General features: G+C 56.9%; 13 protein-coding genes. 12 read left to right on the top strand and 1 reads right to left on the bottom strand.

The genetic code is table 11. The features are described 5' to 3' along the window. The first annotated feature begins 64 nt into the window (after positions 1-64). The 12 genes from DWV16_RS16530 to DWV16_RS16475 all read left to right on the top strand — a co-directional run bounded on the left by DWV16_RS16530 (position 65) and on the right by DWV16_RS16475 (position 11,398). Positions 65-667, top strand: coding sequence for an HD domain-containing protein (locus DWV16_RS16530; protein WP_066456137.1), 603 nt, complete (start codon positions 65-67; stop codon positions 665-667). Positions 668-721: 54 nt separating this feature from the next. Further along, entirely contained in the window at positions 722-1,786 is a 1,065-nt protein-coding gene (locus DWV16_RS16525; protein ID WP_066456135.1) for a TRAP transporter substrate-binding protein, read from the top strand. Positions 1,787-1,884: 98 nt separating this feature from the next. Continuing rightward, the gene (locus DWV16_RS16520; RefSeq protein WP_066456134.1) at positions 1,885-2,394 is read left to right on the top strand and encodes a TRAP transporter small permease; all 510 of its coding nucleotides are present in this window, start codon (positions 1,885-1,887) and stop codon (positions 2,392-2,394) included. A gap of 85 nt (positions 2,395-2,479) precedes the next feature. Further along, positions 2,480-3,757, top strand: a complete 1,278-nt coding sequence (locus DWV16_RS16515) for a TRAP transporter large permease (protein ID WP_066456133.1) — start codon at positions 2,480-2,482, stop codon at positions 3,755-3,757. An 85-nt stretch (positions 3,758-3,842) separates the two neighbouring features. Continuing rightward, positions 3,843-4,301 carry a RidA family protein gene (locus tag DWV16_RS16510; RefSeq protein WP_242863609.1) on the top strand — a complete coding sequence of 153 codons (459 nt, stop codon included), beginning with the start codon at positions 3,843-3,845 and terminating at the stop codon, positions 4,299-4,301. 33 nt (positions 4,302-4,334) lie between these two features. Continuing rightward, complete coding sequence (locus DWV16_RS16505) at positions 4,335-5,018, top strand: transcriptional regulator (RefSeq protein WP_066456132.1); 684 nt, start codon at positions 4,335-4,337, stop codon at positions 5,016-5,018. 4 nt (positions 5,019-5,022) lie between these two features. Next, a complete protein-coding gene (locus DWV16_RS16500; protein ID WP_066456131.1) occupies positions 5,023-6,108 on the top strand; it encodes an alanine racemase in 1,086 nt (361 codons plus the stop codon). Between the two features lie 397 nt (positions 6,109-6,505). Continuing rightward, complete coding sequence (locus DWV16_RS16495; RefSeq protein ID WP_118480411.1) at positions 6,506-7,198, top strand: 4-carboxy-4-hydroxy-2-oxoadipate aldolase/oxaloacetate decarboxylase; 693 nt, start codon at positions 6,506-6,508, stop codon at positions 7,196-7,198. A 30-nt stretch (positions 7,199-7,228) separates the two neighbouring features. After that, a complete protein-coding gene (locus DWV16_RS16490) occupies positions 7,229-7,687 on the top strand; it encodes a tripartite tricarboxylate transporter TctB family protein (RefSeq protein WP_066456126.1) in 459 nt (152 codons plus the stop codon). A 13-nt stretch (positions 7,688-7,700) separates the two neighbouring features. Further along, positions 7,701-9,242 (top strand): tripartite tricarboxylate transporter permease, encoded by a 1,542-nt coding sequence (locus DWV16_RS16485; protein WP_118480409.1) that lies wholly within the window; start codon positions 7,701-7,703, stop codon positions 9,240-9,242. Positions 9,243-9,267: 25 nt separating this feature from the next. Beyond that, positions 9,268-10,302, top strand: coding sequence for a tripartite tricarboxylate transporter substrate binding protein (locus DWV16_RS16480; protein ID WP_066456117.1), 1,035 nt, complete (start codon positions 9,268-9,270; stop codon positions 10,300-10,302). Between the two features lie 193 nt (positions 10,303-10,495). Continuing rightward, entirely contained in the window at positions 10,496-11,398 is a 903-nt protein-coding gene (locus DWV16_RS16475; RefSeq protein WP_118480407.1) for a MurR/RpiR family transcriptional regulator, read from the top strand. Between the two features lie 50 nt (positions 11,399-11,448). Here the strand turns inward: DWV16_RS16475 and DWV16_RS16470 are convergent, their stop codons facing one another. After that, entirely contained in the window at positions 11,449-12,951 is a 1,503-nt protein-coding gene (locus tag DWV16_RS16470) for a UxaA family hydrolase (RefSeq protein ID WP_118480405.1), read from the bottom strand. Between the last annotated feature and the right edge of the window lie 57 nt (positions 12,952-13,008).

The following is a 13,008-nucleotide window of genomic DNA, read 5'->3' as shown; positions in this document are numbered from 1 at the left end:
ATGCCTCGGCTCGTAGCTGGCTGCCACTCTTCCGAGGCAAATATATTGTAACAGGAGGAGCATTATGAAAACCATTGAATTTGACATCCCTGAAAAAATCAAAGCTTCTGTTGTGAAATCCCTTCCGCTGGTCAACGAAATCAAAGATCAGGACCTTCGCGAAAAGGTTATCGAAGGCTGGGCGCTTTCTCTGAACCTCAATGATTTCAGCTGCATGGAAGAAATCCCAGGTTCCGGCGTCCCAGGCGGCCCGGAAATTGGAAACCAGGTCCATCATATCATGGGGGTCGCCCGTCTGGCCATCGCAATGGTCGATATTCTGGAAGACACCCTGCAGTCCCCGCTGGGCATCGACCGCGATCTGCTCATCGCCTGCGCGCTCTGTCACGATCTTGGCAAACCGTATGAATACAACCCCAAAAAACGCGCCGAATGGGAAGCCGATCCCAGGGAAAAGGGACTGCCCTGCCTGCGTCACACAATGTACGGCGTCTACATCGCCATGACCGTCGGCCTGCCCGAGGTCGTCGCACACACCTGCGGCTGCCACTCGCCGGAAGGGCGCTTCGTCCGCCGCAGCCTGCCGACCACCGTTGTCCATTTCGCGGACGAGACTTTCTGGCAGGTGCTCGAAAGCGCGCACAACTGGACCCTTCCCAAAATGTAATTTTCCTGGCAGCCTGTCAACCTACTGTGTATATGAAAGAGGAGTTGCAAAGAAATGAAAAAGGCCCTTTGTCTTTTACTGGCGACCTGCATGATCTTTACAGCGGCCGGATGCGGCAAGAGCGAAGCTCCCGCGGCTTCGGGCGGTACAGCTTCCCAGCCGGCGGCGTCCGCTCCGGCTGCCCCGGGCGGCGACAAGGCGGTCATGCGGATTGGCATCGGACTCAATGACCAGCATCCGCAGTATCTCGGCCTGCTGAAATTTAAGGAAGAGGTTGAGAAGAACACGGGAGGCCGTTTTGAAGTCCAGGTCAACCACAGCGGTACCGTCGGCGACGACCGCGCCATGCTCGAAATGCTCCAGATGGGCACCCTCGACGGAACCTGCCCATCTTCGGCGGTTGTGGCAAACTTTGCCCCGGAGTTCACCCTTTATGACTTCCCCTTCCTTTTCACCACTCTGGAAGAGGTCGACGCCATCCTGGACGGTGAAAAAGGCCGGGAAATCCTCGACCTGCTCGAACCGGCCGGTATCATTGGCATGAACTACTGGGAGCTCGGCTTCCTCAACATCACCAACTCGAAACGCCCGGTCACCAAGGTGGAAGATTTAAACGGCCTGAAGATCCGCACGATGGAAAACCAGCTGCAGCTGGACACCCTGCGCGCGCTCGGAGCAAACCCGACTCCGATGGCTTTTTCCGAGCTCTTCACCGCCATGCAGCAGGGCACGGTCGACGGGCAGCAGAATCCGGAAGCGAGCATCTACAGCATGAAATTTTACGAAGTCCAGAAATATATGACCCTGACCCGCCACGTTTACCAGCCGTTCGTCTTCTGTATCAGCAAAAAGTTCTGGGACAAACTCTCGGACGAAGATAAAGCCATCTTCCAGGCAGCGGCTGACGCCGGACGCGATGAGGAGCGCCGCATCATCCGTGAAGAGAGCGTGGAACTGCAGCAGAAACTTGCTGAACTGGGCATGCAGGTCGACGAGATGGCCGAAGGCGAGGTGGAAAGGATGAAAGAGCTGGTCCAGCCGGTCATCGATACCCACGCTGAAAAAATCGGCAAAGAACTGGTCGACGAGATGTACGCGGCGGTCGCAGCCCTGCATTAAGGTTCCAACACCGGATGCGCCGGCCCGTTTGGGTCCGGCGCATCCTCCACCCGGCGTGCCGGTATCCATTTGGCGCGGCGGTACACTTGGAGGTGCACATGAAAACACTGAAAAAAATCCTCAATAACCTGGAGGAATATGTTGCAATCGTCCTGTTTGCGGCGATGGTCATCCTGATTTTCCTGCAGATCATTTTTCGGTTCGTCTTTAACTTTTCCCTGAGCTGGACCGAAGAGCTCGCACGGTACACCTTTGTTTTTCTGGTGTACATATCCGCGTCGATCGCGGTCAAACGCGGCCGGCATCTGAAGGTGGAAGCGCTGCAGGCGCTGCTGCCCGCGAAAATATCCTTCTGCCTGTGGGTTCTTGCAAACCTGATCTGGATTGTTTTCAATGCCATTATGGTGGTTGTAGGCTTCCAGATGGCTTCTGAAATCTTTACCACCGGCCAGAGCTCCCCAGTGCTCAGCCTCCCCATGGGAATGGTCTATATGATTATCCCGGTCTGCTATCTGCTCATCGAAATCCGGGTTTTGCAGTCCGTGGCCAAAGAATTTGTGCCGCGCGCGCTTGGCAAACCGCTTACAGAAGGACCCGCGCAGGCGTAAATCCCCTCAAAGCCCAAATGAGCATGCTTTCCTATAAAACAGCCGCCATCCCAAATGGAGACATGGCGGCAAAGGTGGGTGTTACATGTCAATCGTAGTCGCATTGTTTGTTATGCTGGGGATTTGCCTGCTGATCGGCGTTCCCATTTCCTTTGCCATCGGCGCTTCGGCGCTGGTCGGCCTGTTCGTGGGCGATGTCCCGCTTTCATTTTTGACCCAGAGCTCCTTCACGGCGCTCGACAGCTTTACCACCATGTCGGTCCCGTTCTTTATCCTGGCGGGCGCGGTCATGGAGACGGGCGGGCTCTCCAAACGCCTCATCAACGTCGCGCAAAGCGTGGTCGGGGGCGTCACCGGCGGATTCGGCATCGTAACGGTGCTGGCCTGCGCCTTTTTCGCGGCAATTTCAGGTTCCTCACCGGCCACAGTGGCGGCAATCGGCGCCATCATGATCCCCGCGATGGTGGAACGCGGCTATTCGGTGCCGGTGGCGGCCTCGATCACCGCCTGCTCCGGCGGTCTGGGAATCATCATCCCGCCGTCGATCAATATGATCATCTATGCGATCTCTGCAAATGTGTCGGTTGCAGATATGTTCTTGGCAGGATTCGGCCCTGGTGCTATAATTGTTTTAGCGCTTTGTATCATGATTTTTATCATTGCCAAGCGGCGGGGCTATAAAGGTACCGGCGTCAAATTCTCAATGAAGTCGTTTCTCTCGACGGTGTGGGACGCGAAATGGGCGCTGCTGGCCCCGGTCATCATCTTGGGCGGAATCTACAGCGGCTGGTTTACACCGACCGAATCGGCAGCGATCGCGGTCGTCTACGGGCTGGTGGTCGGCCTGTTCGTCTACCGTGAGCTCAAATTCAAAGATCTGGGACGGATCTTTGTGGAATCCGCCACCACCACCGGCGCGGTCGTCATCATCCTGGCAACGGCCACCGCTTTTGGGCGGCTTGTTTCGATGTACCAGATCCCGCAGATGATCTCGTCGGTGCTGTTCGGCATTTCGCAGAACTGGATCGTCATCCTTCTGCTCATCTCGGTGCTGCTGCTCATTCTGGGCATGTTTATGGAGACCCTCTCGATCATGATTATCCTGACCCCGATCCTGCTGCCGCTCGTCAAATCGATGGGCGTGGACCCGATCCATTTCGGTATGATCATGGTGCTCGGCGCGCAGATCGGCATGATCACGCCGCCGGTAGGCGTCAACCTTTTCGTTGCAAGCGGCATTTCGGGACTCTCGCTTGAGAAGATGAGCAAAGGCATCATCCCATTCGTACTGCTCATGTGCGGATTGTTTGTGCTGATCATTCTGGTCCCCGAAATTTCCACCTTTATCCCCGCACTCTTCTGATCCGCGCAGGTGTTTCCGTTTCCGTCCGCGGCGGAGGCATCTGCCGCATCCCTGACACGCGGACAGAAATTGTGAGGACATGATTATGATGAATATTTATGATAGGTTGAAAGAACTGGGCATCACCCTTCCCCCCGCACCTGCGCCGGGCGGGCTTTACGCTCCGGTGCGGGTCGTGGGCAAGCTTGCGTTTGTCTCCGGCGCGGGTCCGGCGGTCATCAATGGGCGTACCTTCGCAGGCAAGGTCGGCGCGCAGGTTGGGCTGGAAGAAGCCTGCGAGGCCGCTCGCTTGTGCGCGGTCAACCTTTTAAGCATTTTGGAGGATCAAATTGGGCTGGACAAGGTAAAATCAGCGGCGAAGATCCTCGCATTCGTGCAGAGCGCTCCCGGATTTAACGACCAGCCGCAGGTGATCAACGCGGCTTCCCAGCTTCTGAACGATGTTTTCCCCGAATCCGGCGGTCACGCGCGCGCCGCGATCGGCGCGGCGGAGCTGCCGGGCAGCCTGCCGGTTGAAATTGAAGGTATTTTTGAGTTATATTAATTGTTACTCTGACAGAAAAGGATTGGTATTTACATGGATGAGTTCGCCTCTTACAAAGACATTCTGAGTTCGGTGATCCAGGTGCTCGCCTCCCATTTTGGGGAAACCAGTGAGTTTGTCCTGCACGACCTGACAAACGGATACGAAAGCACCATCTTTGCAATCGAGAATGGGCATGTCACCGGACGCAAGGTTGGGGACTGCGGCAGCAACCTCGGTTTGGAAGTCCTGCGCGGCACCGTCACCGAGGACAGGCGGCTCAACTATATCACCAAGACCAAAACCGGCCGCACGCTGCGTTCTTCCACCCTTTACCTGCACGACGAAAACGGCCGGATCAACGCGTCGCTCTGCGTCAACACCGATATCACCGACTATCTGTCTGTTGAAAACATGATGCAGTCGCTGATCAACATTGACAAGGACAGCTCGGTCAACGAGATGTTTGTGAGCGACGTGTCCGAGCTGCTCGAATTTTTCATGGGCGAATGCCAGAAAGAAATCGGCAAAGCAGCGGCGGACATGACCCGCGAAGAAAAGATCAAAGCGATCGAATATCTGGACAGCAAGGGCGTTTTCCTGATCAGCAAATCGGGCATCAAGGTCTGCGAGCTGTTCAACATCTCGAAATTCACCCTCTACAACTACCTCGAAATGATCCGGAACAAGCACGAAAGCGCTGAACGCAACGGGACTGGCGAGGACAATAAGGAGTGACCGTATGCTGGATCTCATGGATACCCCACGGGTCGTGATCGACCTTGATATTGTGGAACAAAATTGCAGGACGATGGCGGAATCGCTCGCACGGTATCATATCGCTTGGCGGCCGCATATCAAAACCCATAAAAGCGTCCTGCTGGCTAAAAAGCAGCAGGAATGCGGCGCCAAAGGGATCACCTGCGCAAAAATCGGCGAGGCCGAAATCATGGCGAACGCCGGTTTTGACGACATTTATCTGGCCTATCCGCTTATTGGGCAGGCAAAACTCACGCGGTACCTGGCCCTTTCCAGGCAGGTAAAACGGCTGCGCACCCTGGTGAACGACCTTTCCGCAGCAGAAGCGCTCGGCGCCGCTTTTGCTGCGGAGGGGCGCGAAGCACAGGTCCTGCTTGAAGTGGACGGACGTTTCGGACGCGGCGGCGTGCCGCTCGCAAGGTTTGAAGCGTTTGCGCGGGCGGCCGCCCGGATCAAAGGAATTCAGGTGGTGGGGGCAGCGAGCTTCTGCGGGAATTCCTCCCACATGGCCAATGAGGCAGACCGCCGCGCCGATGCGAAAATTGAAGCTGGCGACCTTTTGAAGGCGCGGGAGATTCTGCTCGCCTGCGGGCTCGAGGCATCTGTCCTCTCAAGCGGTTCCTCCGTCTCCTCGCGCTATCCGGAATGTCTCGCCGGGATCACCGAATCCCGCGCGGGCACCTGTATCTTCAACGACATGACCCATGTGTCCCTGGGGACGGTGCCGGTGTCCGCCTGCGCGGCCACCGTGGCAGCGACCGTCGTGACCCTGCCCGAAAAAGGCAAGGCGATCATCGACGCAGGCAGTAAAACGCTCTCGAGCGATCTGTGCGACCGTCCGGGTTATGGCTATGTGGTCGAGTATCCCGGCATCGAAATCCCCCGGCTCAGCGAAGAACATGGCTTCCTTGACCTGCCGGACGGGCTGGAGCTTCAGGTGGGGGAAGTCCTCCACATCATCCCGAACCACATCTGTCCGGTCGTCAACCTGACCGACAGCGCAATCTGTATCCAATCGGGCAGGGAGCCGTTTGTGCTTCCCATTGACGCACGCGGCAAAAATCGCTGATAACTTTCAAAATCCCGCATACACAAAATCAGGGAGTCGTCCTCTGCATGACGCAGAGGACGACTCCCTGATTTTTATTTGCACAGCTTTGCGAAATATCCAGCGCGGCATGGACGGCTGCGGCCGTTTTTTATCGTGCTGGTTTACTCCTGCTCCGTCGTATAAAGTTGTAACGGACAACAGATTTTCGGTTTTTCTTTTTGTAAATAGTTACATATATTTATTATTTTGCATTAAAATAATTACAAAAAGTTATTCATCCTGTGGATTGACTTTCTATCCTTAACGAATTATCATGTAATTAGTTCAATAATTTATAAAATTGTAAGAAAAAAATTACAAACCATGCTTCTGTGTCACCGGCCGGACACAGCGCAATTAACAGGAGGAACAGACAATGTACGATGTGGTAAAAACCTATGAAAAAGTCAGCCCCGCGTGGCTCGAAAAGTATGCCGTGATTGAGGAAAGCGCCTCCATCAACGAGTGCATGGAGGTCAGCGGCGCGCTCAATCATGACTTTCGGCCGGTATGGCCGGGGCTGCGCGCCGTTGGCACCGCGCTCACCGTCCGTGCCCGCGCCGGAGACAACCTCATTATCCACAAAGCTATCACCATGATCAAACCCGGTGATATCCTGGTCATCGCCTGCGACGGTTTCCAGGAGTCCGGCGGCATGTTCGGCGGCATCATGAGCACCACTGCCAAAAAATTCGGCGCACAGGCGCTCATTATCGATGGCTGCGTACGCGATACCATCATGATGAAAGAGGTTGGTTTCCCGGTCTGGTCCCGCGGCATCAGCATCAAGAGGAGCACCAAGCTCACAGGCGGGCAGATCAACGTCCCAATCGTCATCGGCGGTGTGCAGGTCAACCCCGGCGACCTCATCTTTGCCGACAACGACGCTGTCGTCTGCGTGCCGCGCGAACAGGTCCCCCAGGTCTATGAGGCGGCCATGGCACGGGAGGCTCACGAGGACAACATGCTCAAACGGGTGCTCAGCGAGCCTGAACTGTCCACGTTCAACGACACGTTCCGCGCCGCCTACACGGCGCTGGGCCTGCGGGAAGAACCGGACCCGGTTTAAATCATCCGGTACTGAGAAGGGAGTAGCACGATGGATCAAGACAAGAAAGCTTACCGTCAAAGCCTGTGTGTAGCTGGTGTGATCATGGCCTTTGCACTCGCGGCCTTTCTGCTGAGTCTGCCCATGCCCGACCATGCGCCGATTTTTCCCCGTATGGCGTCGGCCTTCCTGTTCGCCTGCGGCGCTGGCCTGATGGTAGGCGCCGTACGCCGTCACAGAAAGGGTCTGCCGCCGGAAACACCTGCCGTCGATTTTGGAGAAATGCAGAGCCCTCTGATTCTGCTGCTCTTGGTGGTGGTTTACGCGCTCGGCTTCAAGTATGTCGGTTTTTATGTAACAACACTTGTGATCGTGGTGGCCTCCATGCTGCACATGGGCATCCGTTCGGTCAAAACCATCGCTCTAGTCACAGTCATCCTGCTTGCGTTTCTGTTCTGGCTGTTCACCATACAGCTGGGCATTCACATGCCGCAGGGCATTTTGATTTAAGGAGGGCGCGTATATGCAAACAATTCTCGCTGAATTGTTCAGCCTGCAAACGATCCTAGCCCTCGTCGTGGGCACCTTCGGCGGCCTTGTGATCGGTGCGCTGCCCGGCCTGAGCGCCACCATGGGCATGTCGCTGCTTATCCCCATTACTTACAGCATGGACACCGTCCCGTCCATGGTCATGCTGGCCGCAATCTACTGCTCGGCCGTTTACGGCGGCAGCTTCTCTGCAATCCTCATCCACACGCCGGGCACACCCGCTTCGGCGGCAACCGCCATCGACGGCTATGAGCTCACCAAACAGGGGAAGGGCCTGCAGGCCCTTGGTGTATCCACCACCGCCTCGGTGATCGGCGGCGTCCTCAGCGTGCTCGCATTGCTCCTGATTGCCCCGCAGCTGGTCAAGGTGGCGCTCATGTTCAGTTCGCCGGAATATTTCCTCATCGCGATCTTCGGCCTCACCATCGTGGGCGGCCTGTCCGGAAAAAACCTGCTCAAAGGGCTTGTGTCCGCGGGATTCGGCCTTATCGTGGGCATGGTCGGCATGAACATCTTCCCCTATGCCCGCTACAGCTTCGGTAATCTAAACCTTTCCGGCGGCATCCAGCTGGTGCCCGCCATGATCGGCTTGTTTTCTCTGTCCCAGGTGCTCACCCTGTCCGAAAGCCGTCCGCGCGGCAAGGACCGGGAAGCACACAAGCAGCAGCTTGACTCGGTGAAGGCACAGATTGCGGAAGTCTCCAAAATGAAAGGCCGCTTCTGGCCGACCTGGAAGATGCTCAAGCAGCTTCTACCCGCCATCCTGCGCGCTTCTATCCTGGGCATTGGCGTCGGCATCCTGCCCGGTGCGGGCGGGGACATTGGCTCCTGGGTCGGCTACAACAGCGCCAAAAACGCCTCCAAGAAAAAAGAACTGTTTGGCAAGGGCAGCCTCGAGGGAATCGCGGGAAGTGAAGCGGGCAACAATGCTGTCTGCGGCGGCGCGCTCATCCCGGCTTTGACGCTGGGTATCCCCGGCAGCGGCGCAGCGGCGGTATTTCTCGGCGCGCTGACCGTACAAGGTTTTTCCTCCGGCACGAATTTGTTCGGCAAGTATGCGGACATGACCTACTCCATCCTGTTGGGCTTTTTGGCCGCTAACCTGCTGATGGGGATCTTCGGCTGGCTGCTTTCCCGTTACGCAGTGCGTTTCGCGGCGCTGCCAAACGGCATCCTCATCCCGGTCATCACCGCCTTGTCGGTCATCGGCTCGTATGCCATCCGCAACAATATTTTTGATGTCTATGTCATGCTGTTTTTCGGCATTGTCGGCTATCTGATGAAAAAGTTCGATTTCCCCGCGGCACCCACCGTGCTGGCCCTCATCCTGGGGCCCATGGCGGAACGCAGCATGCTCACATCGATCCAGATGTGCAAAGGGAACATCCTCGTTTACTATTTCACCCGTCCAATTTGCGTGTTCTTTGTAATTCTCATCCTGTTTACGTTCCTTTCCCCGCTGCTTCAGAAAAGAAATCGGACAAAAAAGGAACAGCAGGCTGAACAAAGCGTTTAAATAAACAATACTAGGAGGTAACATTATGAAAAAGATCCTTGCGGCCGCGCTGAGCGTGGCAGTGCTGGCCATCTCCCTGACCGCCTGTTCCGGCGGCGCATCATCCTCCGCCGCGCCCGCGGCGTCAACCCCACCGGCAGCCTCCACGGCGGACAGCGCCGCCGATCCATCCGACGCTTACCCAGCCAAAAAAGTCACCCTGATCTGCCCGTCCGATGCTGGCGGCGCAATGGACCAGAACTGCCGGATGATGGCCCCTTATCTGGAGAAGCATCTGGGGGTTCCCGTTGAAGTCATCAATATGGGCGGCAGCGCCTGCTGGGTTGGCTGGAGCTATCTTTATAACGAAGCGCCCAAGGACGGTTCGTATATCTCCTACGCGAACTTCCCCAACATGATCACCGGTTACCTTGATCCGGCTAACACCACCGGGCTCAACAATACCAACTTTGACTTTCTTGAAATGTTCACCTCCGACATCAACGCCATCGTGGCCGCGCCGGGCGAGGACCGCTTCAGTGATCTCGAGAGCCTGCTCGAATACGCCAAGAACAACACCGTGACCATAGCGGATGCCGGCGCGCGCACCGATGACGCCGTCTGTGTGGCTCAGCTTGAGAAAGCCTCCGGCGTCACCTTCCAGCATGTGCATTTTGAAAACACCGCCGGTGGTATGGCGGCCATCCAAGGCGGCCAGGTCGACGTGCTCGTCTGTAACGTTAGCGAGGTCGGCGAGCCTATTGCAAGCGGTGCTGTCACCGGGTTAGGCGTTGTCGATACCCAGCGCAGCGATTTTCTGCCCGATCTGCAGTGCACCGGCGACCTCGGATATGACCTGTCCTGCTCGTCCAGCCGCGGCTTCATCGCCGCCAAAGGCATGGATGAAAGCGCCAAGGCTCTGATGAACAAGGCGCTGGCCGCAGCAATGGCAGATCCGGAACTACTTGAAACCGCCACCACGGCGGGCGTGAATCTGGCCCCCATGGAGGAAACGGATTTCTCCGCCTGGGTAGAGCAGCAGAACGCGGCAATCGGCGCGATTTACGACATGCTGGACTGAGGGTTTCCGGCCTGGGCCTGCCTTTGAAACGGCAGGCCCATTTTTGTGTAACTAGTTTCAAAAAAAACAAGATTGTGCTATAATAGGCGCAGATCAGACGGCACATACCGTTTGCGCATGCCGCAAACGGCCCTTCACGTCATGGAAAAAGGCGCGCCATACCGCGCGCCGCATCAAAAAGGAGAGTCTGCCCATGGACGGCTCAGCTCAAACCCCCGAATACATCGCCCGGATTCATCTGCATTATAATAAGCTGCGCGGCACCGAGCAGAAACTTGCCGACTACCTGCTGGAACGCAACGTGGACGAAGCGCTCAACGACAGCGTCAAACAGCTTGCGCAGAACGCTCAGGTCAGCGTGGCCTCGGTGGTGCGTTTCTGCCAGGAGCTTGGTTACTCGGGCTACGCGGAATTCAAGCTGATGACCCGCCAGGTGGGCTTTCTGCCCACGGTGGGCAATATCGCGCTGGACGGCGGAATGTCCGCCGCACAGCTCAAAAAAAACATCTGTGATTTTGCCAGTGTCAGCATCCAGAAATGCGACCAAAGCATCGACGACGCTCAGCTGGAGGCGGCCATCAACGTCATCCGCGGCGCCAAGCGTCTGATGGTCTGCGGCATCGGCACCTCGGCAGGCATCGCCGTGGCCGCGGCCAACACCTTCATGAACCTGGATATCCCGAGTTTTCCGTTGTCGGAAGAGCTGCTCATGCTGCGCACCGTTTCGATGCTGGGCAGCGGCGACGTGGTGCTCGCGATCACCAACTGCGGATATGTAAAAGCGATTGTGGATGCCTTAAAGCTGGCCAAAGGCGCAGGCGCCACAACCATCCTTATCACTGGAGAGGAACAGTCCCTTGCGCAGAAATATACGGATTATGTGCTGCGCGCCAGCACATACGGCAATCCCAATGTCCTGGATATGCTGACGGTCACTTCCTGTCAGCTCATCACCATCCAGATTCTGCAGGCGGGCTGTCTTGCGCGCAGCGATACAGCGGTGCTGGAGCGGGTGCGCAAAAATGCAAAGCTCGCGGAGATGACCCGTTACGCCACCTCTGTGCAGACGGTGAAAAAAGCCCGTGTGAAATACTGAAAATAAAAAGCAGGGGCCTGTGTAGTCTTACACAGGCCCCTGCTTTTTCATCAGAGAATCACGCCGTCGCGGAAAAGGGAAATGTCCTTGTATTCAAAGTCCTCATTTTTAGTGGTGCGGGCCCCGGACGCAACTTCCAGAAGAAAATCGAAAAGCTGCCGCGCGGCTGTGTCGAACGAAACCCCTTCCAGAACCTGCCCGGCATTGAAATCAATCCAGTGCTGTTTACGTGCATATAGGCGGCTGTTGGACGCGATTTTAATGGTCGGCACCGGGGAGCCAAACGGATTGCCGCGTCCGGTCGTGAAGAGCAGCAACTGTGCGCCGCTTGTCACCAGATTGGTGCAGGAAACGGCGTCGTTGCCCGGCCCGGTCAGCAGGTTAAGGCCATTTTTTTGAACCGGCTGTCCGTAATCGAGCACACCCACCACCGGCGCCCGGCCGCCTTTCTGAATGCAGCCGAGGGATTTTTCTTCCAGGGTTGAGATCCCCCCTTTTTTATTTCCGGGCGACGGGTTCTCGTAGATGGTTTGATGGTGGCGGGTAAAATAACCCTTGAAGCCGTTGATCAGTCCAACAGTCTCATCAAACGCCTCCCGGCTGGCTGCGCGCTCCATGAGCAGCGTTTCCGCGCCGAACATCTCCGGCACCTCGGTCAGGATGGTGCTGCCGCCGTGGCGGACGATGAGGTCGTTCACTCTGCCGCACAGGCCGTTCGCCGTAATGCCGGAAAACGCGTCCGAACCGCCGCATTTGAAGCCGACCACCAGCTTTTCCACCGGGATCGGTTCGCGCTTTGCCTGCGCTGCGTACCGAGTAAGTTGGTCGAGCAGCTCCATGCCAGCGGCATATTCATCCTCCGCCTCCTGGGCAACCAGGAATTTGACCCGTTCGGGGTCGTAATCCCCCAGCATAGGAATAAATTCGTCCAGATTGTTGTTTTCACATCCCAGGCTCAGGACCAGCACGGCACCCGCGTTTGGATGGCTGACAAGTCCCTTGAGAAGGCGTTGCGTGCGCAGATGGTCCTCTCCAAGCTGGCTGCACCCCATGTTGTGTGGAAAAGCGTAGATCCCCTCCACACGGTCTCCGAACGATTCCCGCGCCCGCTTTTCCAGAATCTTCGCGGTACGGTTGACGCACCCAACCGTCGGGATGATCCACACCTCGTTGCGCACGCCGGCACGGCCGTCCTTGCGCGGATACCCCTGGAAGGCCGCCTCCAGGCGGGGGCCAAATTTCGCAGGCGCCGCCCCGTCCGGACGGTAGCTGTAGTCGACGACCCCTTCCAGATTGGTTTTGAGATTGTGCGTGTGAACATGCGCACCCTCGGGAATATCCACGGCGGCATGCCCGATCACATGTCCGTATTTGAAGACGTTTTCCCCAGCCGCGATGCGGCGTACCGCAGCCTTGTGGCCAAAGGGGATGTCGTCCCGCAGCAGGAGCGTCTTTCCCGCCACCATGTGGCTTTCCCCGGCCTTCAGTTCCCCAAGCGCGACCGCCACGCTGTCCTCGTCCGAAATGAGCAAAAGCCCTTTCTGTTCGTCCATGTCCGCCTCCTCCGAGAAATCCTTTCATGATTGTTTTTACAATGCAAGCTTTGGCTG

The organism is Anaerotruncus sp. AF02-27 (assembly GCF_003465835.1).
In the GTDB taxonomy this organism is placed as follows: Bacteria; Bacillota; Clostridia; order Oscillospirales; family Ruminococcaceae; genus Anaerotruncus; species Anaerotruncus rubiinfantis.
This window is presented reverse-complemented; position numbering and strand designations above follow the sequence as displayed.

What these genes read in the sequence shown, in the direction of transcription:
- DWV16_RS16530 (WP_066456137.1), top strand. Translation starts at nt 65, where the DNA reads ATGAAAACCATTGAATTTGACATCCCTGAAAAAATCAAAGCTTCTGTT.
- DWV16_RS16525 (WP_066456135.1), top strand. Translation starts at nt 722, where the DNA reads ATGAAAAAGGCCCTTTGTCTTTTACTGGCGACCTGCATGATCTTTACA.
- DWV16_RS16520 (WP_066456134.1), top strand. Translation starts at nt 1,885, where the DNA reads ATGAAAACACTGAAAAAAATCCTCAATAACCTGGAGGAATATGTTGCA.
- DWV16_RS16515 (WP_066456133.1), top strand. Translation starts at nt 2,480, where the DNA reads ATGTCAATCGTAGTCGCATTGTTTGTTATGCTGGGGATTTGCCTGCTG.
- DWV16_RS16510 (WP_242863609.1), top strand. Translation starts at nt 3,843, where the DNA reads ATGATGAATATTTATGATAGGTTGAAAGAACTGGGCATCACCCTTCCC.
- DWV16_RS16505 (WP_066456132.1), top strand. Translation starts at nt 4,335, where the DNA reads ATGGATGAGTTCGCCTCTTACAAAGACATTCTGAGTTCGGTGATCCAG.
- DWV16_RS16500 (WP_066456131.1), top strand. Translation starts at nt 5,023, where the DNA reads ATGCTGGATCTCATGGATACCCCACGGGTCGTGATCGACCTTGATATT.
- DWV16_RS16495 (WP_118480411.1), top strand. Translation starts at nt 6,506, where the DNA reads ATGTACGATGTGGTAAAAACCTATGAAAAAGTCAGCCCCGCGTGGCTC.
- DWV16_RS16490 (WP_066456126.1), top strand. Translation starts at nt 7,229, where the DNA reads ATGGATCAAGACAAGAAAGCTTACCGTCAAAGCCTGTGTGTAGCTGGT.
- DWV16_RS16485 (WP_118480409.1), top strand. Translation starts at nt 7,701, where the DNA reads ATGCAAACAATTCTCGCTGAATTGTTCAGCCTGCAAACGATCCTAGCC.
- DWV16_RS16480 (WP_066456117.1), top strand. Translation starts at nt 9,268, where the DNA reads ATGAAAAAGATCCTTGCGGCCGCGCTGAGCGTGGCAGTGCTGGCCATC.
- DWV16_RS16475 (WP_118480407.1), top strand. Translation starts at nt 10,496, where the DNA reads ATGGACGGCTCAGCTCAAACCCCCGAATACATCGCCCGGATTCATCTG.
- DWV16_RS16470 (WP_118480405.1), bottom strand. Translation starts at nt 12,951, where the DNA reads ATGGACGAACAGAAAGGGCTTTTGCTCATTTCGGACGAGGACAGCGTG.